20 protein-coding genes are annotated in these 21043 nt (G+C 73.2%); 8 read left to right on the top strand and 12 right to left on the bottom strand.

All coding sequences use genetic code 11. The features are described 5' to 3' along the window. Window positions 1–25: 25 nt before the first annotated feature. Both BKK80_RS33455 and BKK80_RS33450 read left to right on the top strand, forming a co-directional pair. On the top strand, window positions 26–1096 hold the full coding sequence (locus tag BKK80_RS33455) for an FAD:protein FMN transferase (RefSeq protein WP_071072966.1): 1071 nt from the start codon (window positions 26–28) through the stop codon (window positions 1094–1096). After that, window positions 1093–2721: a sulfite reductase subunit alpha gene (locus tag BKK80_RS33450; protein ID WP_071017971.1), complete on the top strand. Its 1629-nt coding sequence runs from the start codon at window positions 1093–1095 to the stop codon at window positions 2719–2721. The genes BKK80_RS33455 and BKK80_RS33450 overlap by 4 nt, the downstream gene beginning before the upstream one ends. Window positions 2722–2881: 160 nt before the next feature. Here the strand turns inward: BKK80_RS33450 and BKK80_RS33445 are convergent, their stop codons facing one another. The 7 genes from BKK80_RS33445 to BKK80_RS33415 form a co-directional block, all read right to left on the bottom strand. Then, window positions 2882–4978, bottom strand: coding sequence for an acetate--CoA ligase family protein (locus BKK80_RS33445; protein WP_071072964.1), 2097 nt, complete (start codon window positions 4976–4978; stop codon window positions 2882–2884). Next, window positions 4951–5367 carry a tripartite tricarboxylate transporter substrate-binding protein gene (locus tag BKK80_RS33440; RefSeq protein WP_071072962.1) on the bottom strand — a complete coding sequence of 139 codons (417 nt, stop codon included), beginning with the start codon at window positions 5365–5367 and terminating at the stop codon, window positions 4951–4953. Before BKK80_RS33440 ends, BKK80_RS33445 begins: the two co-directional genes overlap by 28 nt. Before the next feature lie 93 nt (window positions 5368–5460). Continuing rightward, window positions 5461–5838, bottom strand: a complete 378-nt coding sequence (locus BKK80_RS33435) for a Zn-ribbon domain-containing OB-fold protein (protein ID WP_071017974.1) — start codon at window positions 5836–5838, stop codon at window positions 5461–5463. Window positions 5839–5974: 136 nt separating this feature from the next. Further along, a complete protein-coding gene (locus BKK80_RS33430; RefSeq protein ID WP_418235908.1) occupies window positions 5975–7150 on the bottom strand; it encodes a thiolase family protein in 1176 nt (391 codons plus the stop codon). 14 nt (window positions 7151–7164) lie between these two features. Then, window positions 7165–8430 carry an ABC transporter substrate-binding protein gene (locus tag BKK80_RS33425; RefSeq protein ID WP_071072958.1) on the bottom strand — a complete coding sequence of 422 codons (1266 nt, stop codon included), beginning with the start codon at window positions 8428–8430 and terminating at the stop codon, window positions 7165–7167. 288 nt (window positions 8431–8718) lie between these two features. Beyond that, a complete protein-coding gene (locus tag BKK80_RS33420; RefSeq protein WP_071017979.1) occupies window positions 8719–9774 on the bottom strand; it encodes a cyclase family protein in 1056 nt (351 codons plus the stop codon). 54 nt (window positions 9775–9828) lie between these two features. Then, the gene (locus tag BKK80_RS33415; protein ID WP_071072956.1) at window positions 9829–10692 is read right to left on the bottom strand and encodes an IclR family transcriptional regulator; all 864 of its coding nucleotides are present in this window, start codon (window positions 10690–10692) and stop codon (window positions 9829–9831) included. A 286-nt stretch (window positions 10693–10978) separates the two neighbouring features. Here BKK80_RS33415 and BKK80_RS33410 point away from each other — a divergent pair, with 286 nt between their 5' ends. Beyond that, a complete protein-coding gene (locus BKK80_RS33410; RefSeq protein ID WP_071072955.1) occupies window positions 10979–13474 on the top strand; it encodes a penicillin acylase family protein in 2496 nt (831 codons plus the stop codon). Between the two features lie 33 nt (window positions 13475–13507). Here BKK80_RS33410 and BKK80_RS33405 read toward each other — a convergent pair whose 3' ends face one another. Next, window positions 13508–13846, bottom strand: a complete 339-nt coding sequence (locus BKK80_RS33405) for a hypothetical protein (RefSeq protein WP_071017983.1) — start codon at window positions 13844–13846, stop codon at window positions 13508–13510. A 544-nt stretch (window positions 13847–14390) separates the two neighbouring features. Here BKK80_RS33405 and BKK80_RS33400 point away from each other — a divergent pair. From BKK80_RS33400 to BKK80_RS33390, 3 genes are read left to right on the top strand one after another with little or no spacing between them, the layout of a single operon-like run. Beyond that, window positions 14391–15269 (top strand): ABC transporter substrate-binding protein, encoded by an 879-nt coding sequence (locus BKK80_RS33400; RefSeq protein ID WP_071039090.1) that lies wholly within the window; start codon window positions 14391–14393, stop codon window positions 15267–15269. 58 nt (window positions 15270–15327) lie between these two features. After that, a complete protein-coding gene (locus BKK80_RS33395) occupies window positions 15328–16074 on the top strand; it encodes an amino acid ABC transporter permease (protein ID WP_198173394.1) in 747 nt (248 codons plus the stop codon). Next, a complete protein-coding gene (locus tag BKK80_RS33390; protein ID WP_084545863.1) occupies window positions 16067–16852 on the top strand; it encodes an amino acid ABC transporter permease in 786 nt (261 codons plus the stop codon). Before BKK80_RS33395 ends, BKK80_RS33390 begins: the two co-directional genes overlap by 8 nt. Here BKK80_RS33390 and BKK80_RS33385 read toward each other — a convergent pair. From BKK80_RS33385 to BKK80_RS33370, 4 genes are all read right to left on the bottom strand, one after another. Continuing rightward, on the bottom strand, window positions 16809–17111 hold the full coding sequence (locus BKK80_RS33385) for a YciI family protein (RefSeq protein WP_071017985.1): 303 nt from the start codon (window positions 17109–17111) through the stop codon (window positions 16809–16811). The two genes, BKK80_RS33390 and BKK80_RS33385, sit on opposite strands and share 44 nt — an antisense overlap. A gap of 60 nt (window positions 17112–17171) precedes the next feature. Continuing rightward, complete coding sequence (locus tag BKK80_RS33380) at window positions 17172–18287, bottom strand: NADH:flavin oxidoreductase/NADH oxidase (RefSeq protein ID WP_071039089.1); 1116 nt, start codon at window positions 18285–18287, stop codon at window positions 17172–17174. 126 nt (window positions 18288–18413) lie between these two features. Beyond that, window positions 18414–18617 carry a hypothetical protein gene (locus BKK80_RS33375; RefSeq protein WP_071072953.1) on the bottom strand — a complete coding sequence of 68 codons (204 nt, stop codon included), beginning with the start codon at window positions 18615–18617 and terminating at the stop codon, window positions 18414–18416. 1 nt (window position 18618) lies between these two features. Continuing rightward, on the bottom strand, window positions 18619–19344 hold the full coding sequence (locus tag BKK80_RS33370) for a Coq4 family protein (RefSeq protein ID WP_071017990.1): 726 nt from the start codon (window positions 19342–19344) through the stop codon (window positions 18619–18621). A 119-nt stretch (window positions 19345–19463) separates the two neighbouring features. Between BKK80_RS33370 and BKK80_RS33365 the strand changes: the two genes are divergently transcribed. Together BKK80_RS33365 and BKK80_RS33360 are read left to right on the top strand one after the other, a co-directional pair. Beyond that, window positions 19464–20168: a Crp/Fnr family transcriptional regulator gene (locus BKK80_RS33365; protein WP_071022097.1), complete on the top strand. Its 705-nt coding sequence runs from the start codon at window positions 19464–19466 to the stop codon at window positions 20166–20168. A gap of 111 nt (window positions 20169–20279) precedes the next feature. Continuing rightward, window positions 20280–20666, top strand: a complete 387-nt coding sequence (locus tag BKK80_RS33360; protein WP_071017992.1) for a hypothetical protein — start codon at window positions 20280–20282, stop codon at window positions 20664–20666. Window positions 20667–21043: the final 377 nt, after the last annotated feature.

The raw sequence follows: 21043 nt of genomic DNA, 5'->3' as shown, positions 1-21043 counted from the left end.
ACCGTCCCGTCCCGCACCCGCTCCGATGAACCGCGTCCTCATTCCCCTCTCGCCCGCGGCCGGCCAGGCACCGCCACCGCACGCGCCCGGCGCGCGCCTGTGCCGCTGGCAGGGCGAAGCGATGGGGACCACCTGGTCGGTCCTGGCGGCGCTGCCCGCGCGGGCGGGCACCGGCGTCGCGGACGGTGCGCAAGGCATGGACGCGGTGGAAGGCTTGGCAGGGGGCGAAAGCACCGACGCCGTGCAGGCCGCCATCGACGGCGTGCTCGCCGGCGTGGTCGCGCAGATGAGCAACTGGCGCGGGGATTCCGACATCGGCCGCTACAACCGCGCCGCGCCCGGCACCTGGCTGACCCTGCCCGCCGACGCGGCCGCGGTGGTCGCCTGCGCGCTGCAGGTGGCGCGCGACAGCGGCGGCGCCTATGACCCGAGCGCGGGCCCGCTGGTCGACCTGTGGGGCTTCGGGCCGGCGCCACGGCGCAGCACGCCGCCCGCGCCGGCCGAGGTCGAGCTGGCACGCGCGCGCTGCGGCTGGCAACGCGTCGGCTTCGACGCGGCCGAGCGCCGCCTGCAGCAGCCCGGCGGCCTTTCGCTCGACCTGTGCGCCATCGCCAAAGGCTTCGCCGTGGACGCGGTCTCGCGCCGGCTGGCGGCGCTCGGCCTGCCGCACCACCTGGTGGAGATCGGCGGCGAACTGCGCGGCGCGGGCACCAAGCCCGATGGCACGCCGTGGTGGGTGGAGCTGGAAACGCCCGCCGCGGATACGGGCGGCGCCCGCACGCTGGTCGCGCTCTACGGCCTGGCGGTGGCCACCTCGGGCGACTACCGCCGCTACTTCGATTGCGGCGGCCGCCGCTATGCCCACACGCTCGACCCCCGCACCGGCTATCCGGCCAGCCACGCGCTGGCCTCGGTCACGGTGCTGCATGCCGAATGCATGCTGGCCGACGCCCTGTCGACCGCGCTGACCGTGCTGGGCCCGGAAGCCGGCCTGGCGTTCGCGCGCGGCCGGCAGCTCGCGGCGCGCTTCCTGCTGCGCACGCCGCACGGCTTCGAGGAGCGCCTCAGCCCGGCCTTCGAGGCCATGCTGTCATGAGATTCCCTGTGCTTGCGCCGGCGGCATGGTCCGCCGCGGCCATGTCCGCCGGCGTCGCGCTGGCCGGCCTGGCGCAGTCGCGCGGCGTGGCCGCCGCCGGCGTGGTGCTGGCCTATGCCGGCTTCTGCGGCGTGATCGCCGCGCGCCACCTGGCGCGCCGGCAGGCCAGGGCCGCCGCGCGCGGCGGTGCGGACGGCGAAGGTACCGTGCCGACCCTGGTGGCCTATGCCAGCCAGACCGGCTTTGCCGAACAGATCGCCGAGCAGACCGCGCAGGCGCTGCGCGGTGCCGGCCAGCCGGTGCGCCTGCTGTCCTTCGCCGATCTCGATGGCGCGGGCCTGGCGGCCTGCCGGCAGGCACTGTTCGTGGTCAGCACCACCGGCGAGGGCGACGCCCCCGACAGCGCCTCCGGCTTCATGCGCCGCTTCCTCTCCGGTGCCGGCGCGGCGGGACTGGCCCCGCTGCGCTACGGCATCCTCGCGCTGGGCGACAGCAGCTATGCGCGTTTCTGCGGCTTCGGCCGCACGCTCGAGGCCTGGCTGCACAAGCAGCAGGCGCAGCCGCTGTTCGACATGGTCGAGGTCGACAACGGCGACGCCGGCGCGTTGCGCCACTGGCAGAACCACCTGTCCGCGCTGGGCGGCGGCGCCGAGATCGCCGACTGGGAACGCCCGCGCTACGCGCGCTGGCGCCTGGCCGAGCGGCGCCTGCTCAATCCCGGCAGTCCCGGCGAGCCGGTCTTCCATCTCGCGCTGGTGCCGGAAGCGCCGGAAGTGCCCGGCACGCCCGGGGCCCTGGCCTGGCAGGCCGGCGACATTGCCGAGATCGGCCCCTGCCGCGCACCCGGCGAAGTGGACGCGCTGCTGGCGCGCCTTGGCCTGGAGGCGGCGACGCCGGTGCGCTGCGACGGCGAGGACACGGTGCTGGCGGCGGCGCTGGCGACGCGCCTGCCGCTGCCCGAAGCCGCCTTCGACACCATGCGCGGCCTGCCGCCGCAGCAACTGGTCGACACGCTGCCGGCGCTGCCCCATCGCGAGTACTCCATCGCCTCGCTGCCGGCCGACGGCCGCCTCGAACTGCTGGTGCGCCAGACCCGCCATGCGGACGGCCGCCTCGGCCTCGCCTCCGGCTGGCTCACCGAGCACGCGCCGGCCGACGCGCGCATCGCGCTGCGCGTGCGCAGCAACCGCGCCTTCCATCCGGTCGCGCACGAAGTGCCGCTGCTGCTGGTCGGCAACGGCACCGGACTGGCCGGCCTGCGCGCCCACTTGAAAGCCCGCGCCGCCGCCGGCAGCCGGCGCAACTGGCTGCTGTTCGGCGAACGCACCGCCGCCCATGACAGCCTCTACGCCGACGAACTCGCCGCCTGGCAGGCCGACGGCACGCTCGAACGGCTGGACCGCGTGTTCTCGCGCGATGGCGGACCGCTGCGCTACGTGCAGGACGCGCTGCGCGCCAACGCCGCCGACGTGCGCGCCTGGATCGAGGCCGGGGCCGCCATCTACGTCTGCGGCAGCCTGCAGGGCATGGCCGCCGGCGTCCACGCGGCGCTGGCCGAAGCGCTGGGCGACTACACGCTGACGCGCCTGGGCGAAACGGGGCGGTACCGGCGCGACGTGTACTGACGGCCGGGCTTGGTTCGTGACGGTCCGGTGTGGTCTGGAGCGATGCGGCGCGCATCGCGCCGGTTCGCGCCCCTCTCCCGCCTGCGGGAGAGGGGCCGGGGGAGAGGGCAGGCGCCCGCCAGCACGATCGCCTTCGCCAACCCCCCGACCCCGCACGCCGCTACGCCGCCATTTCAATCAACGCATCGACGATCACCACGCCCTCCGCCCCCACCATCACCGGATTGACGTCGATCGCGCGGATGGCGCCGCCGCCGCGCGCCATCATTTCGCCGACACCCGCCGCGACGCGGCACAGCGCTGCCACATCGGCGGCGGCCTCGCCACGCACGCCGGCCAGCAGCGGCGCGATGCGCAGGCCGGCGAGGGCGCGTGCCACGTCGGCTTCGCGGCAAGGGGCGAGCAGGACGGCGGTATCGTGCAGCGCTTCGACATACTTGCCGCCGGCGCCGACCACCAGCACGGGGCCGAAGACCGGATCCCAGTGCGCGCCCACCATGCACTCGTGGGCCCCGGCCGCCATGCGTGCCACCAGCACGCCTTCGGCGCGCGCGCCCAGGCGCGCCAGCGCGGCGCTTTGCGCGCGCCAGGCTTGCGCGACCGCTTGCGCGTCGTCGAGGCGCAGCGCGACCAGGCCGTGTTCGCTCTTGTGCGGCACGTCGGGGGAGCAGGCCTTGACCGCCACCGGGCCGCCCAGCTCGCGCCATGCGGCCACGGCCTCGTCCTCGCTGCGGCAGAGGCGGTGCGCCACCACCGGCAGTCCGCCGGCGGCCAGGCGGGCCAGGCTGGCCGCCTCGCTCAGGGTGTGGCCGCCTGCGCTGCCGGTGGCGGGTGTGGCGGCCGTGGCGATCGCCGCCGGCAGCGGCGGCGCGGCCTCCAGCTCGCGCAGCCGCCGCTGGTGGTGGACGAGCTGCGCCAGCGCCGCCAGCGCTTCGCGCCCGCTGGCGTAGACGGGCACCTGCTGCGCGCGGAAGGCCTCGGCCACCGGCGCCTGCCAGGCGGCGACGGCGATCGGCTTGCCCGCCTCGGTGGCAAAGGCGGCGGCGTCGCGGGCGAAGCGCGGCACGTCGTAGCCCATGCCGGCGACCGGGATGTCGAGCAGCAGCAGGTCGGTGGCCGGATCGGCCGCCGCCAGCGGCAGCACCTCGCCGAACAGGCCGCTGTTGGTCAGCAGGGCGGCGGTTACGTCGACCGGGTTGGCGGTGGCGGCGAAGCCCGGCAGGCGCTCGGCCAGCGCGGCCTGGGTGGCCGCGCCCAGCGGCGCCATCGCCAGGCCCAGCGGCTGCGCCGCGTCGGCGGCCATCACGCAACTCGCGCCGGAGTTGCTCACCACCACCAGGCCCGTGCCCCGCGCCTGCCAGCCGCGCAGGTAGAGCGGGGCGCAGCGCGCCAGCGCATGCGCATCGTCGACGCGCCAGATGCCGTGGCGTTCCAGGAAGGCCGAGACCGCGCGGTCTTCGTTGGCGATGGCGCCGGTGTGCGAGGCCGCGGCGCGCTGGCCGGCGTCGGAGCGGCCCGACTTGACCGCCACCAGCGGCACGCCGCGCTGGCGCGCCACGGCCGCCGCCTCGGCCAGCACGGCGGGATCGACCAGGCTTTCGAGGTAGAGCAGGATCAGCCGTACGTCCGGGTCGTGCGCCACCGCCAGTGCCATCTCGCTGACGGTGACGTCGGCCTCGTTGCCGGTGGCGTGCATGTGGCGCACGCCGATGCCCTGCGCGCGCAGCAGGCCGTAGACCATGGCGGCCATGCCGCCGCTCTGGCTGATCACCGCCACCGGCCCGTCCTGCGGCGGCACCTCGATGAACATGGTGGAGAAGCTGGCGATGGCGCCGCTGCCGAAGTTGGCCAGGCCCTGGCTGTTCGGGCCCACCAGGCGCAGGCCGCTGGCGCGCGCGGCCTCGACCATCTCGCGCTGCTGGCGGCGCCCTTCCGCGCCGGCCTCGCCGAAGCCGGAGGCGATCACGATGGCGGCCTGCACACCCAGGCGCGCGCAGTCGCGCACCGCCTGCACCGCGGCCCCGCCGCCGACCACGATGATGGCCAGTTCGGGCGCCTCGGGCAGCGCGTCGAGCGAAGGGTAGGCCGGCAGGCCCTGGATGGTGTCGCGCTGCGGATTGACGGGGTACAGCGTGCCGGCATAGCCGTGCTCGCGCATGTAGTGGATGGGACGGCCGCCGATCTTGTGGATGTGGTCGGAGGCGCCGACCACGGCGATCGAGCGCGGGGTCAGCAGGGCTTGCAGCTTGGCTTGCATGGTGTGGCCTTGGAGTTCGCGGGTTGGCCGGACGGGCGGGCCCGCAGCGGGTTCGGGGAAGGGGGCGGAAAAGGCGGGGCGGCGCGCGCCACCTCGATCGCGCCGAGGTTGCCGCCGGCGCCCGGGCGGTTCTCCACCACCAGCGGCTGCCCCAGCTGCTCCGGCAGCTTCATGCCGACCACCCGCGCCACGATGTCGGTCGGGCCGCCGGGCGGATAGGGCACCACCTGGCGCTCGGGGCGGTTGGGCCAGGACTGGGGCGGGGATGCGGTCTGGGGCTGGGCCTGTGCCGCGGGGGCGGCCAGCCAGGCCAGCCAGGCCAGCGATGGGGCGAGCGTGCCAGCCAGCGGGGCGAGCGCGGCCCGCCGACGCCGGAGCTTCGGTGTCATCGGATCTCTCCATGGGGTGGTGCGTGCCGGCGCTGCCGGCGCGGATGCGGCCTGGCCGCCGCGCATCCCGGGCATGCCCGGGCGCGGTGCGCCCTATTCGCGCTGGAAGCGCAGCAGGGTCTGTTCGCCGTGGCGCAGGAAGCCGGCGCGCACGCGCGCGCCGATCTCTACGCCCGGCTCGGCGTGGCCCATCACGCGTGGACCTTCGTCCAGCGTGGCCAGCACCAGCGTGTAGGGGGCGAGTGCGCGGAAGGCTTCGGTGGGGGCGCGCGCGACCTCGGTCACGGCGTAGACGGTGGCGCCGCCGCCGGCGCGGCGCCAGCCCAGCCGCGTGCTGCCGCAGGCGCGGCAGGCGTGGCGTTGCAGCGGCTGCCAGGCGCCGCAGTCGTCGCAGGCCTGGTAGCGCAGTTCGCCGGCGGCGAGGCCGGCCGTGTAGGGGTGGCCGGCGGCCGGTTCGATGGCTTGGGTCATGCCGATACCTCGGTGACGGGCGCTGCCGCCCGGCAAGGGAAGCCTCGCCCGGCCTGCCGGGGCCGTCGGGTCTGTCCGGTCTGCGTGATCTGCGCCATCCGTGAGGACTGCGCGGGCGGTACGGTGCGGGACGGTCTCATGCGGCCTCCAGCACCAGGCTGACGTGGGCCGACAGCACGCCGCCGTCGGCATGGAAGAGGGCGCGCTCGCGCCGCGCCAGCTGGCGCGCGCCGGCGCGGCCGGCGAGCTGGCGCCCGGCCTCGGCCAGGTGCATCAGGCCGCCGGCCACGCCGGAATGGCCGAAGGCGAGCAGCCCGCCGTGGGTGTTGAGCGGCAGCGCGCCGTCGCGGCCGAAGTCGCCTGCCTGCAGCCGCGCCGCGGCGCCGCCGCGCGGGGCCAGGCCGATCTCCTCCAGCAGCAGCGCCAGCGTAATGGTGAAGGAGTCGTAGATGGCCAGGCAGTCGAGCTGCGCCACGCTGCAGCCGGCCTCGGCCAGCGCGCGCCCGGCGGCCTCGGCCGCGCCGGTGTCGAGCACACTGCCGATGGCGCACAGGTGCTGGTGGCGATGTGCCTGGCCGGCGCCGGCCAGGCGTACCGGGCGGCCCGCGCCGGGCTCGGCGGATACCACCACGGCCACCGCGCCGTCGGAGATCGGGCAGCAGTCCGACAGGCGCAGCGGCGTGGCGATGGCGCGTGCCGCGCGTGCCTCGGCCAGCGTCAGCGGCTCGCGCAGGTGGGCGTCGGGATGGCCGGCGGCGTGCTCGCGCATCAGCACCGCGAAGCCTGACAGGTCGTCGGCCGCCATGCCGGTCTCGGCCAGGTAGCGCGAGGCCAGCAGCGCGTAGTAGGCCGGCACCGAGGCGCCGTTGGGCACCTCCATCTCCGGCTCGCCGACCTGGGCCAGGGTCTGGATCGACTGGTCGCGGCTCTGGCCGGTGAGGCGGTTCTCGCCGGCCACCACCAGCACGTTGCGGCAGCGGCCGGCGCGCACCAGCTCGCGCGCCAGCATGGCCATGGCGCCGCCGGTGGCACCGCCGGCGGCCATGCCGTGGGCGTAGGCCGGCGTCAGCGCGGCGTACTCGCAGAAGCGGTCGGCCAGCATCAGGTGCGGCAGCGTGGTGGCGTAGCCGCACAGCACGCCGTCGATGTCGCGCCGGGCCAGGCCGGCATCGGCCAGGGCCGCGTCGGCGGCCGCGGCCATCAGCGTCAGCGGGCTGCTGCCTTCGAGGCGGCCGAAGCGGGTGTTGCCGCAGCCGCGCAGGTAGGCGGCGTTGACGGTGCGCATTCCAGTCATGGCGCTGATGGCAGTCATGGTGCGCGCGTCCCTCAGCCGCCCTGCTTCAGCAGCGGGCACTTCGACTTGGCCGGCGGCATGAAGGCCTGGTCGCCGGGGATGGTGGCCAGCACCTTGTAGTAGTCCCACGGATACCTGGACTCGGACGGTGCCTTGACCTCGAACAGGTACATGTCGTGGATCATGCGGCCGTCTTCGCGGATGCGGCCGTTCTGCGCGAAGAAGTCGTGGATGGGCGCGGCCTTCATCTGCTTCATCACCGGCGCGGTGTCATCGCTGCCGGCGGCCTGCACCGCCTGCAGGTAATGCATCACCGAAGAGTAGACGCCGGCCTGGCTCATGTTCGGCATCTGCTTCACTTTCTCGAAGTAGCGGCGCGACCATTTGCGCGTGGCATCGTTCATGTCCCAGTAGAAGCCCTCGGTCAGCAGCAGGCCCTGCGCGGTCTTCAGGCCGATGGCGTGGATGTCGTTGATGTAGAGCAGCAGGCCGGCCATGCGCTGCTTGCCGTCGCGGGTCAGGCCGAACTCGTTGGCGGCCTTGATGGCGTTGACGGCGTCGCCGCCGGCATTGGCCAGGCCCACCACCTGCGCCTTGCTGGCCTGGGCCTGCAGCAGGTAGGAGGCGAAGTCGCTGGCGCCGATGGGGTGGCGCGCCGCGCCCAGCACCTTGCCGCCGGCCTCGTTGATCACCGCGGTGGCGGACTCCTGCAGCGTGTGGCCGAAGGCATAGTCGGCGGTCAGGAAGAACCAGGTCTTGCCGCCGCGCTGCACCACCGCGCGCGCGGTGGAGTTGGCCAGCGCGTAGGTGTCGTAGGCATAGTGCACCGAGACCGGCGTGCACAGGTCGTTGGTGATGCGCTCGGTGCCGGGGCCGGAGAACACCACGATGCGGTTCTTCTGCTTGGCCACTTCCAGCACCGCCAGCGCGGGCGCCGAAGCGGCCACGTCGAGGATGGCGTCGACGCGGCCGGTATCGAACCATTCGCGCGCCTTGCTGGCGGCGATGTCGGCCTTGTTCTGGTGGTCGGCCACCACCAGCTCGATCTTCTTGCCCAGCACCTTGCCGCCGAAGTCGTCGATGGCCATCTGCGCGGCGGTGGCGCTGCCGCGGCCGGTGACGTCGGCGTACAGGCCGCTCATGTCGAGGATCAGGCCGATCTTGACGATGTCGTCGGAGATGCGGGGGGCGGCGGGGGCCTGCGCGGCTGCGTGCAGCGGCAGCGCGGCGCTGAGGGCCAGGGCCAGCGCGGTCAGCGTGGCGCGCAGGCGGCTGGGTTGGGCGGGACGGGTTGGCATGAGATCTCCTCCTTGCTCAGGCTGGGTGTGGCGTTTTCGCTTCTTGGGTTCGTGTGTCGTGTGTCGTCGCGGCTGCGGGCGCTGGCCCTCACCCCCGGCCCCTCTCCCGCAAGCGGGAGAGGGGAGACAGCAGTCGGTGATGCGAAGGCTTGCGCCAGTGCAAGCGGTCTGCTCCCCTCTCCCACTGCGTGGGAGAGGGGCTGGGGGTGAGGGTAGGCACTCGCGGTGGCGATATCCCTCAACATGCCGCTGGCTTCCACTAGCAGCGGCCTGCCGATATTGCCGGGCTCATACCGTCGCCACGGGCGTCGTCGGCGATCCCACCGCGCCGGGCAGCCGCAGCGGCGGCGCCGTCAGCAGGAAGCGCGAGCGGCCGTGCGCGCGCAGCCATTGCGCCAGGTCGTGCAGGTACCACAGCTCGCCCAGCGGCAGGCCCAGCTTGAACAGGCAGTGGTGGTGCAGCGGCAGCAGCGGATGGTGGCCGCCGTCGTCCGGCGCGGGGCGCGCGGGGTAGCGTTCCACCGCGTAGTTGTCGGCGATCAGCGCGGCGACGCCGGAATCGGTGAGCCATTGCAGCAGCTTGTCATCGCGGCCGTCGAGGGCGCTGCAGCTATGGTGCAGCACCGTCTCGTCGGGTTCGCGCTGCATCGACAGCACCACCTCGGCGAAGCCGGTGCGCAGCAGCAGCATGTCGCCGCGCTCGACCTCGACGCGGTCGGCTTCCATCACGCGCATCAGGTCGTCGTAGCCGACGGTGCGGAACTCGCGCCCGTAGTGGTGCGCCAGGTCCACCAGCACGCCGCGGCCCTGCATGCCCTTGACGGCGAAGTTCTCGATGCCGAGCGCGCGCGCTTCGCTGTGTTCGTGGCCGCAGCCGTGCGCGGCGAAGTGGTCATCCTCGGCGTAGTCGACCGGGCCGACGATATGTTCGTTGGCGCGGTAGCCGTTGTAGTAGACGCGCTCCGCGCGGCCGTCGCCGTCGGCGTCGAACAGCGCGCCCACGTGGGCCAGCGAGTCCCACTGCGTGGAGTACTGCAGCGACAGCAGCACCTGGTCGTCGCTGATCACGTCGGTGGCGGCGGGGTCGACCTTGGCCAGCGGGAAGTTGACATAGGGCGCGCCATCGCGGAAGGTGGGGCGCAGCACGGGCGGGTGGCGGCGCGGATTGAGCTTGTTGCCGCCCGGATAGTCCAGCGGCAGCGACAGGCAGAAGCTCAGCCCGGCCTGCACTTCCTGCGCCCCCTTGCGTACCTGCTCCGGGCCGATCAGGTTGACGCGGCCGAGCTGGTCGTCGGCTCCGAAGTCGCCCCAGTTGGATCCGGGCGGACGTTGTTTCCAGCGCATGCGTGTAGTCTCCATGGTCGATATGGGTGGAAGAGCTGCGTATCGCGCCGTGCCTCAGGTGCGGGACATGCGGGGCATGCCGGGCACGGCAGGGGTGGCGGGCAGGGCCTCGCCGGGGGCCGCGGCGCGCGCCGCCGGCACGGCACGCCGGCGCGGCCGCGGCACGCCGCCGGCCCAGGCGGTGCACACGGCGTCGGCCTCGCGCCGCAGCGCGCGTGCCAGCGCCGTCTCGCGTTCGCTGATGCGCTCGTTGAGCGCGGCGATGCTGAGGGCGGCGAGCGGATAGCCGTCGGGATCGGGCAGCGCCACGGCGATGCCGCCCATGCGCTCCACCACCACGTCGAGCAGCACGGCGTAGCCGCGCTCGCGCGTGGCCTCCACCTCGCGCCGCAGCAGCGCCGTGCTGATGCGCGGGTAGCGCTTGAGCGAGGGCGCCAGGCACTGCAGCGCCGCCTCGACCTCGGCGTCGGGCAGGGCGGCGAGCAGGGCCAGGCTGCCGGCGCCGACGCCGAGCGGGCGGCGGCTGCCGATGTCCAGGTAGTTGGCGCGGATGGGGAAGCTGCCCAGGCGCAGCTCGATGCAGATCGATTCCCAGCCGCTCGGCACCGACAGCAGCGCGGTGTCCTCGAACTGCTGGGCCAGCCGGATCAGCGCCGGGCGGGCCAGGGCGCGCGGGTCGATGCGGTGCAGGGCGGCGGCGCGCAGCGCCAGCCACTCCGTGCCGGGGCTGAAGGCCTTGGTGTCGGGGTCGCGCTGGACCAGGCCCTCGGCCGCCAGCGTCTCCAGCAGGCGCAGCGCGGAGGCCTTGTCGACGCCGGCGGCGCCGGCCAGGTCGGTCAGGCGCGTGTTGCGGGCGTCGGACAGGGCGCGCAACAGCCGGCAGGCCTTCTGCAGGGAGGAACTGGGGGGAGAGGGCAAGCGGGGCTCCGGCGCTCGGTTTCGGTTGGGTTTTGCTGGATGAAACGGCTGGATTCGGCTCGGCGCCGGCTTCTCACCGCGATGGTGTGGAAAATCCACTGTGCAACGACGTTGTTATAGGCGCCTTCGCTGGTGCCGTCATTCTGCGATGCATCAAAGTTTCGCCGGATGAAACCGGCAGGCCGGCCGCGGCGCGCCGGCAGGCGGCGCCGGAACCGGCCGGCTTCCGCTATGCTTGCAGGCTGCCGCGCCCCTGCCGATCCTCCCTTTTTCCGTCCGCTCCGCCATGAACCGTCATCCCCGGCGCCGCCCGCGCGCCCTCCGCCTGCTGCGCGCCGCCATGCTGGCGCTCGCCACCGGCTTCGCGCTGGGCGCCGCGCCGGCGCGGGCGGTGCCGTCCGCCGCCACGCATGCCGGCACGGCAGCCACCGGCGGCGAGCGCTTCGCGGTGCCGGGGCTGGAGAAGCCGGCCAGCGTGCTGGTCGACCGCTGGGGCGTGCCGCACATCTACGCCAACACCCTGTACGACGCCTTCACCGTGCAGGGCTTCGTCGCCGCGCGCGACCGCCTGTGGCAGATCGATCTGTGGCGCAAGCGCGGCCTGGGCCAGATGGCCAAGGATTTCGGCCCCGCCTACGTGGAAGGCGACCGCATGGCGCGCGCGGTGCTGTTCCGCGGCGACCTCTACCGCGAATGGCTGGCCTACGGCTCCGACGCCAAGCGCGTGGCCGAGGCCTTCGTCGCCGGCATCAATGCCTACGTGGCGCTGGCCGAGGCCCGCCCCGAGCTGCTGCCGCCGGAGTTCCGCGTGCTCGGCTACAAGCCCGCGCGCTGGCGCGCCGAGGACATCGTGCGCATCCGCCACCACGGCCTCACCACCAACTTCACCGGCGAGCTGGACCGCGCCCAGCTCTACTGCCATGCGCGCGCCGGGGCCGCGCGCGCCGACTGGCTGCGCCGCGAGCTCGACCCGCAGGTCGAGCCCAGGGTGCCGGAGGGGCTCGATCCCTGCGCGGTGCCGGTGGCGGAGCTGCGCCGCGCCTACGACCTGGCCACCGCGCCGCCGCGCTTCCCCAAGGAATGGTGGAGCAACGCCGCCGCCGCGCTGCCGCCCGCGGCGCTCTACGCCACCGTCGACATGGCGAGCGACATGGGCCGCAGCCTGGGCTCGAACAACTGGGTCATCGCCGGCAGCCGCACCGCCACCGGACGCCCGATCCTGGCCAATGACCCGCACCGCGCCCATGGCGCGCCCAGCCTGCGCTACATCAGCCACCTGAATGCGCCGGGCCTGTCGGTGATCGGCGCCGGCGAGCCCTTCCTGCCCGGCATCTCGATCGGCCACAACGAGCACATCGCCTTCGGCCTGACGCGTTTCTACATCGACCAGGAAGACGTCTACGGCTACGAGACCAATCCGGCCAACCCGCACGAGTACCGCTACAAGGGCCGCTGGGAGCCGATGGAGAGCGTCACCGAGGAGATCGCGGTGCGCGGCGAGGCGGTGCCGCGCAAGGTCGCCATCGACTTCACGCGCCACGGCCCCGTGCTCTTCGCCGATGCCAAGGGCGGGCGCGCCTGGGCGCTGCGCGCGGCCTGGCTCGACCTCGGCATGGCGCCTTACTTCGGCTCGATGGACTATATGCGGGCGCAGAACTGGGACCAGTTCCGCGCCGCCATGAACCGCTGGGGGGCGCCCGGCGAGAACCAGGTCTATGCCGACCGCGCCGGCAATATCGGCTGGCTGCCCGCCGGCCTGACCCCGGTGCGGCCGAACTGGGACGGGCTGATGCCGGTGCCCGGCGACGGCCGCTATGAGTGGGCCGGCTACCGCGACATGGACCAGTTGCCATGGGCCTTCAATCCGGCCGCGGGCTACGTCGTCACCGCCAACGAGAACACCATCCCGCCCAACCATCCGGCGGCCCGCCTGGGCGTGGGCTACGAGTGGAGCGACACGGCGCGCGCGCGCCGCCTGAAGAGCCTGGTGGCGGCCAGCCCGCACGCCACGCTGGAGGACTCGATCGCCTGGCAGAACGATACCGTGTCACTGCCGGCACAGCGCCTGGTGGCACTGCTCAAGGACCTGCAGAGCACCGATCCGCAGCTGCGCCGGGGCCTGGACCTGCTGCGCGGCTGGGATGGCAATGAGCGCGCCGACAGCGCGCCGGCGGCGCTGTTCGAGGTCTGGTTCGGCAAGTACCTGCGTCCGGCCGTGGTGCGCGCGGCGCTGCCGGCCGAGGTGGCGCGGCTGGTCGGCAGCGGCGACGCCGCGCGCGTGCTGGCGGTGCTGGAACGGCCGGAGCCGTGGATGCCGCTGGAACGTCGCAACGACGCCATGCTGGGCGCGCTGAAGCAGGCCATGGGCGAGATGGAGCGCAAGCTCGGCGCCGACCCGGCCGGCTGGCAGTGGGGCAAGCTGCATGCCGCCGTCTTCCGCCATCCGCTCGACACGGTGCTGGACGCCGCGGCGCGGCAGAAGTTCGATGTCAACGCCGGCCCCATCGGCGGCTCGTCGTTCACGCCGATGAACGCCAGCTACCGCGCCGGCGACTACCAGCTCAGCGCCGGCGCGTCCTTCCGCATGGTGCTGGACGTGGGCAACTGGGATGCCGCGCGGGCGGTCAATGCGCCCGGCCAGTCGGGCAATCCGGCCAGCCCGCACTATCGCGACCTGGCGTCGCTGTGGGTGCGTGGCGAGACCTTCCCGCTGGTCTACTCGCGCAGGGCGGTGGAGAAGGAAAGCCGCGAGCGGCTCGAACTGGTGCCGCCCGCGCCGTAGCGCGGGCGGGTGCCGCCAGGCCGCTCAGGCCGCTCAGGCCGCCCTGGCCTCGGCCGCTTCCTCGTCGGCATGGCCGGGCCCGCGCCGGCGTTCCTTGCGGCAGGCCTTGCAGGTCAGCTCGATGCCGTGGGCGCGGCGCGCGTCGCGCGGGAAGAACTCGCCATCGGCCGGCCAGTACTCGCCGCAATGGTTGCAGCGCTGCAGCCAGCCGATCTCCGACAGCATGCGCGCATCCGGCAGGACCTCCGGCCGCGCTTCGGCACGGGCCTCGGACTGCGCGTCGGGCGGGATCTCCGGCAGGAGGCGCGGGGCGGGGCGCGCGGCGGAGCGTGGCGCCTCGCGGCTGGCGCGCGGGCGGGACGCGGCGGCCATCAGTGCGACAGCAGCGCCGAGCAGCCCATGACCAGCCAGCCGATCGCCATGCAACTGCCGAGCCAGGCCGCCAGCACGAGGGCGATGGTCGACCACTTCATCAGCGCGCGCGCCGGCCATGGTTGCCATCGGTACCGTGGGGGGCCGGCTGCTGCGCGCGGGCGGCGGCCGGAAGGGTTGCGCGGGTGCGGCCGGCTGGCCGTAGCGGAGGGAGGGCTGGGCGGACTTGTCGCATGCGGCGGCTCCTACATATTGGCAGCCGGTGGCCGCCGAAGCCTGCAACTTAGCAGGCCATTGCCGCCGGGGTTTGTGTGTCTTGTAAGCAAATATTTGAGAGCGTAAAGAATTGTCTGCAAATGTGTGCCGCGCCGGCGCCACCCGGACGTGCGGCGGGCCGCCGGCGCCGCCTGCCTGCCGGCCGCCGAGCCACGGCCGGCGCGCCCTGGCAGGCGGCCGGTGGGGCATATGCATCTGCGAAACGCTTCGTTCCGGGCGCGCACGGGTGGCGCTATCGTCGCTCCATCGCATCTTACGAGAGTGTTACATGTCGACCCGGACGCCCTTTGCTGCCCTCGGTTTCTCCCGCGTCACGCCACGGCTGCCGCGCCGCCTCGCCGTTTTCTCCGCCCTGGCGGCCCTGGCCGCCGGCACCGCGCTGGTGCCGGGACAGGCCCTGGCCGATCGCCTCGACGACATCCGCAAGGCCGGCGTGCTGCGCGTCGGCGTGTTCGACGCCAACCCGCCCTTCGGCTTCGTCGATGCCAAGGCGGCCCCGGTCGGCCTCGACGTCGACTATGCCGAGGAGATCGCGCGCCGGCTCGGCGTCAAGATCGAGTACCGCGCCACCAACCCCGCCAACCGCCTGCCGCTGTTGGCCTCGCACAAGGTGGACATCGTCGCCGCCAACTTCACCATCACCGACGAGCGCCGCCAGCAGATCGACTTCTCCACGCCCTATTTCGCCAGCGGCCTGCAGTTCATCGCCCGCAAAGGCACGCTCAAGCAGCCCGACGACCTCAAGTCCTGGCGCCTGGGGGTGGACAAGGGCACCACGCAGGAGACCACGCTGCGCCAGCGCTACCCGGACGCCCGCGTGATCGCCTACGACGACTCCCCGCTGGCCCTGGCGGCCCTGCGCAGCGGCGCCATCCAGGCCTTCGCCCAGGACGGCGCCAAGCTCGGCGCGCTGCTGGCCACGCTGCCCGGCAAGGAGCAGTTCGAGATCTCGCCGTTCACGCTGACCCGCGAGTACATGGGCGTCGGCATTCCCAAGGGCGAGACCCGGCTGGTGGCCGCCATCGACGGCATCCTGCTGGACCTGGAGAAGAACGGTACCGCCGCGCGCATCTACGACAAATGGTTCGGCCCCAAGAGCGCGGCGCCGCTGCCGCGCGACTTCACCATCGGCAGTGCGCTGAAGTGAGGCGGGCCGGTCGCCACGGCGGCGCGTCCGGTGCGCTGGGTGTGCCGGGTGGTGCGCCATGAGCCAGGCCGCGATCCTGCTGCAGGCCCTGCCGGCACGCTATGCCGGCTGGATCCTGGCCGGCTTCGGCATGACCGTGGCGTTGTCGGCGGCGGTCTTCCTGCTGGGCTGTGCGCTGGCGGCGGGCTGGCTGGCGCTGCGCCGCGCCGGCTGGCGGCCGCTGCGCGCGGGTGCCGGGGCGGCGGTCGGCCTGCTGCGCCGCACGCCGCTGCTGGTGCAGCTCTTCTTCTGGTATTTCGGCGCGGCCCAGCTGCTGGGCGAAGCCGCCATCGCCGCGCTGACGGCGTGGCCCGGCGTGACAGTGGCGGGCCTGCACCTGCCGGCGCCCTCGCTGGAGTGCCTGGCCAGCCTGGCCGGCATCGGCCTGTATGCCAGCGCCTTCTATGCCCAGGAGCTGGAGGCGGGGCTGGCGGCGGTGCCGCGCGGACAGGCGCAGGCGGCGCTGGCGCTGGGCTTCACGCCATCGTCGGCGTTCTGGCGCGTGGTGCTGCCGCAGGCCTTGCGTATCGCCGCGCGTCCGATGCTCGGCCAGTTCTGCCAGACCATCAAGAACACCTCGCTGGCGATGGCCATCGGCTTCGCCGAACTCTCCTATGCCGCGCGCCAGGTCGAGACCGACAGCCTGCTGACCTTCCAGGCCTTCGGCCTGGCCACGCTGCTCTACGTGGCGCTGATCCTGCTGCTGCAGGCGGGCGTGCCGCCGCTGCTGCGGCGGGTTGGCTGGAGCCTGTCGCGCCATGGTTGACCTGTCCACCGACCTGTCCGGCCTGGCGCTGGTCTGGCACCAGCTTCCCTACCTGCTCAAGGGCGCGTTTCCGCAAGGGCCGCTGGCCGGCGCGGCACTGACGCTGTGGATGGCCCTGCTGGCCTGCGCCGGCGCCACGCTGGCGGGCATCGCGCTGGCGGTGCTGCTCGAGCTGGCGCCACGCGGCGTGGCCGCGCCGCTGCGCGCCATGCTGGCGCTGCTGCGCGCGGTACCGGTGCTGATGCTGGTGTTCTGGACCTACTTCCTGCTGCCGATGGTGGCGGGCGTGCATGTGGGCGAGGTCTCGACCGTGGTGGTGGCGCTGGCCGCCATCGGCGCGGCCTACGTGGCGCAGACCCTGCAGGCGGGCATCGCCGCGCTCGGTCCCGGCCAGCGCCAGGCGGCGCTGGCGCTGGGCATGACGCCGGCGCGGGCGCTCGGCTCGGTGCTGCTGCCGCAGGCCCTGCGCACCATGCTGCCGTCGCTGGCCAACACCTGGGTGGCGCTGGCCAAGGACACCTCGCTGGCCTATATCGTGGGCGTGAGCGAACTGGCCACGGTGGCGGCCCAGGTCAACGGCCGCAGCATGGGCCACGCCGCCGAAGTGTTCGCGGCGGTGGCGCTGCTCTACCTGGCGGTGTGCCTGCTGATCGAGGCCGCCGCCGCCGCCTGGCTGCGCGGCTGGCCGGCGCGCGGCGGCGGCCGCGCATGGCCGGCCCGGTCGGACGCCGGGCTCAGGCCGCGGGGAAGCCCGTCTTCTGCGGCCAGAGGTTATTGAAGGCCAGCAGCGAGGTCGAGGCGTAGAGCCCCGCGCGCGTGAAGGGCTCCGCCGCCAGCCAGGCCCGCGCGGCCTCGCGGTCGGGGAAGTCCATCACCAGCAGGCTGCCGACCATGGCGGCGCCGTCGTCGGACAGCAGCGGACCGGCGAAGGCGATGCGCTCGGCGGCGGCGGCCAGGTAGGCCCTGTGCTCAGGGCGCACGCTGAGGCGCAGCTCGGCGGCGCCGGGTTTGTCGAGCAGGTGGAAGACGAACAGCAAGGCAGGCTCCGTGGAAGGTCGGGGTAGATCGGGAAGGTCGCGCAAGGGCAGGGCGGACGCTCAGCGCTGGCCGAAGCTGGCGCCGAGGAACAGGTCCTTGAACTCGCGCGGCTGCGAGCGCCAGTACTGCTTGGGCGCGCTGACCTGTGCGCCCAGCTCGGCGGCGGCATGCCACGGCCAGCGCGGGTCGTACAGCATGGCGCGCGCCAGCGAGACGGCGTCGGCCTCGTCGTTGGCGAGGATGGACTCGGCTTGCTGCGGCTCGGTGATCAGCCCCACCGCCAGCGTGGGCAGGCCCACCTCGGCCTTGACGCGCTGCGCGTACGGCACCTGGTAGCCCGGCCCCAGCTTGATCGCCTGCTGCGGCGAGACGCCGCCGGTGGTGACGTGGATGGCGGCGCAGCCGCGCGCCTTGAGCGCCTGCGACAGGGCCACCGTGCCATCGATATCCCAGCCGCCCGGCACCCAGTCGGTGGCCGAGATGCGCGCCCACACCGGCTTGTCGGCGGGGAAGGCGGCGCGCACCGCGTCGAACACCTCGATGGGGAAGCGCATGCGGTTTTCCAGGCTGCCGCCGTAGGCGTCGTCGCGGTGGTTGGCCAGCGGCGACAGGAACTGGTGCAGCAGGTAGCCATGCGCGGCATGCAGCTCGATGCCGTCCAGGCCGAGCGCGGCGGCGCGGCGTGCGGCGGCGGCGAAGTCCTCGCGGATCTGCGCCATCTCATCGAGGGTCAGCGCATGCGGCGGGTCTTCTCCCTCGGCATGCGGCACCGCCGACGGCGCCACCGTCTTCCAGCCGAGCGGCTCGTCCGGGCGGATCTGGCTGCCGCCCTGCCAGGGCGCGCGGCTGGATGCCTTGCGTCCGGCGTGCGCCAGCTGGATCGACACCGCGATCGGCGCATAGGCGCGCACCGCGCGCAGCACGCGCGCCAGCGCCGCGGCGTTGTCTTCGTTGTACAGGCCCAGGTCGTAGGGCGTGATGCGCCCCTCGGGGGAGACCGCCGAGGCCTCCAGGATCAGCATGCCCGCGCCGGACAGGGCGAGCTGGCCGAGGTGGATCATGTGCCAGTCGGTGGCGTTGCCGTCTTCGGCGGAGTACTGGCACATCGGCGCGATGACGATGCGGTTGGCGAGCTGCAGCGTGCCGATCGACAGCGGCGAGAAGAGGCGACTCATCTAGATGCTCCTGCGGGTTCGCGCCGGGCCGGCGGCCACGGCGGGCATGGCAGGCGAGTCTACTCCGGGCGGCCGGATCCTGCCGGCGGTAGCGCGATCCCACGCCGCCGGCAGGGAATTGGGCCGTCAGGCCACGCGCGGCAGGCTGGCGCCGGTGGCGTGGTCCACCACGTAGCGCCAGCTGCCGTCCGGCTGCCGGCGCACGATCTCGGCCGAACTTCCTGCCAGCGCCAGCGCGCCGCTATCGTCTTGGGCTGGCCGGCCCGGTGGGGGAGGCCGCGCCGCGCCGCGGAGCGCGGCCCGTGCCGCCAGGCCAGGCGCATGCGGCATCTCAGGCGTGCCACTCCTGCATCGGATTGCAGGCCAGGTAGCGCGCCGGCTGGCTGATGCCCAGGCGCTCGCGCGCCGCCTCGATGGGCTCGTGCAGCAGCGTCTCGTAGTCTTCGGCCAGCAGCCAGCGGGCGCGCCGGCCCAGGCGGTAGCCTTCCCACACGGCGCGCGCGAAGGCGGCGCTGCCGGTCAGGCGCAGGCTCTTGAGCGCTGCCGCCACCGCGATGAAGGCCCAGCCCAGGCCGCCCGTCTGCGCGTAGCTGAAGGCGACCAGCGCCGCTTCGCCGAGGCTCTCGTCGGCGCGGTAGCCGGTCATCACGTGCCAGATGTCGTGCACGTCGCGCGTACGCCGGCCGAACCAGGTGTAGGCGTCTTCGATCAGGGGCTCGTTGTTGAGGTTGGACACCTCGGCCAGGCCGTTGGCGCTGTAGCCGGTCGCCTCCAGGAAGTCGCGGTAGGCAGCGCCGACCGTGCCGGGCGCGAAGCTGGCGATGAAGGCCGGATCGGAGAGGCGCTCGGCCAGCTCGGTACGGCGGTAGGCCAGCCGGCGTCCCTCGGGCGTGCTCAGCAGGCGGGCGTAGTTCTTCGGCATGGACGGCCCGTTGAGCGCGCGCATGATCAGGAACACCTGGGCGGTGTCGTGGCCGTTCTGCAGCAACTTGCGGATCGCGGTGAAAGCGGTGCGAAAGTCACGTTTGTAGGGATCGGGGGCGAGCGCGGTGGCCATGGGCAGGTTCCTTCTGGCAGGGATTGCGACAGGACGGAGTGGCGACGATCTTTGCAGGGAAGGCCCGATTACAATGTCGTCTTCCCGACATAAGGCAGCGATTGACGCCGCTCGACGCCATGTCCCGCTTGTCCACCCCGGAAGCCCGGCAGGCCGCGCTGCGCTCGAGCGCCTGGTTCGCCGGCCTCGGCGCTGAACTGCAGCAGTGGATCGCGCAGACCGCGCGGCCGCGCGCGCTCGTGGCGGGGCAGCGCCTGTTCGGGCGCGGCGACCTGCCCGACGGCCTGTACTTCGTCGTCGACGGCGCCATCCGCATGACCAATACCTCGGCCGACGGCCGCCAGGCGCTGCTGGCCATCGCCGAATCGCCGCAATGGTTCGGCGAGGTGGCCCTGTTCGATCCCCAGCCCCATATGCACGACGCCTGGATCGACACCGACACCCTGCTGCTGCAGATCCGTCATCCGGAACTGCACGCCTTCCTGGCCGGGCACCCGGCCCACTGGCAGGCCTTCGGGCAACTGATCGCGCAGAAGCTGCGGCTGGCCTTCCAGGCCATCGAAGGCACCGTGCTGCTGCCCGCGCCGCTGCGGCTGGCGCAACGCCTGCTGGCCATCGCCGGCGGCTACGGCGCGCGCAGCGACGGCAGCAAGCGCGTGATCCGCGTGCAGCAGGACCAGCTCGGCGCCATGCTGTCGATCTCGCGCCAGACCGTCAACCAGATCCTCAAGGACCTCGAAGGCCGCGGCCTGCTGCACTGCGCGCGCGGCTCCATCGAGATCACCGATTTCGCCGGCCTGCGCCGCTTTGCCGGCAGCGTCTGACTGCCGTGTCCGGCGGTTGCGCCCGACAGCCGCCCGGCAGCGCCCGCCGGCCCCGCGCCGGCCCGCCGCCGGCGTGTACCATGTGCGGATCCATCCACCATCGGAGATTGCATGTCCAAAGCTCGGCTCATGCTGGCCGGCGCCATCGCCGCACCCCTGCTCGCCGCCTGCGCCAACGGCGTCAGCGCCGACTACATCCAGGCCAAGGAACCCCGCCGCATCCACTCGCCGGCCAGCACCAGCGACCTCGTGCTGTGCCTGAAGGCACGGCTCGACCAGGACGCCAGCATCGTCGCCTACCCGGAACCGGGCAAGGTCGACGTGCGGGTCGGCTATGCCGAGAGCGCCGACTACCGCTACTTCTACCTGATCAGCCTGCGCCGGGCCCAGGCGGGCACCAATGTGGAAATCCGCAGCGCGGGCGAATGGCGGCCGCTGATGAGCGAGAACCGCGTGGCGGGGTGGGTCGAGGACTGCAAGCCGGGGACGGCGCACTGAGGGGAGGTGGCCGCCGCCTGTTAGGGTGGCGGCGGCACCGGCCCGGCGGCGCATTGCCGCCGGTGCCACAATTGTGTTGCTCGATCGTCGCTTGCGACGAGCGACGATGTTCTGCGCGCAAGAGTCGTCGCAGGCGCGCCAGTCAGAGATGGCATTTCCCCTGTCCATGCGCGGCGACACATCAGGCTGAGCCATCAGAAGAGACTACCTGCCTTGTGTGTGAAGACATTCCCATACGTACGGGATGAATAGTCTGATATCCACGATCCAGAGCGACGGGCACGCTCGTGGTTACCGAGGCCTATCTACGTCCATCAGCCCGCGAGCCTGCCGCTAGCCACTGTCTAGTGAGTGATCGCCGTGGGTGCTCAGTCACA

It is taken from the genome of Cupriavidus malaysiensis (assembly GCF_001854325.1).
Lineage (GTDB): Bacteria > Pseudomonadota > Gammaproteobacteria > Burkholderiales > Burkholderiaceae > Cupriavidus > Cupriavidus malaysiensis.
Note: the sequence above shows the minus strand (reverse complement) of the source record. Positions and strands in the feature narration are given on the sequence as shown.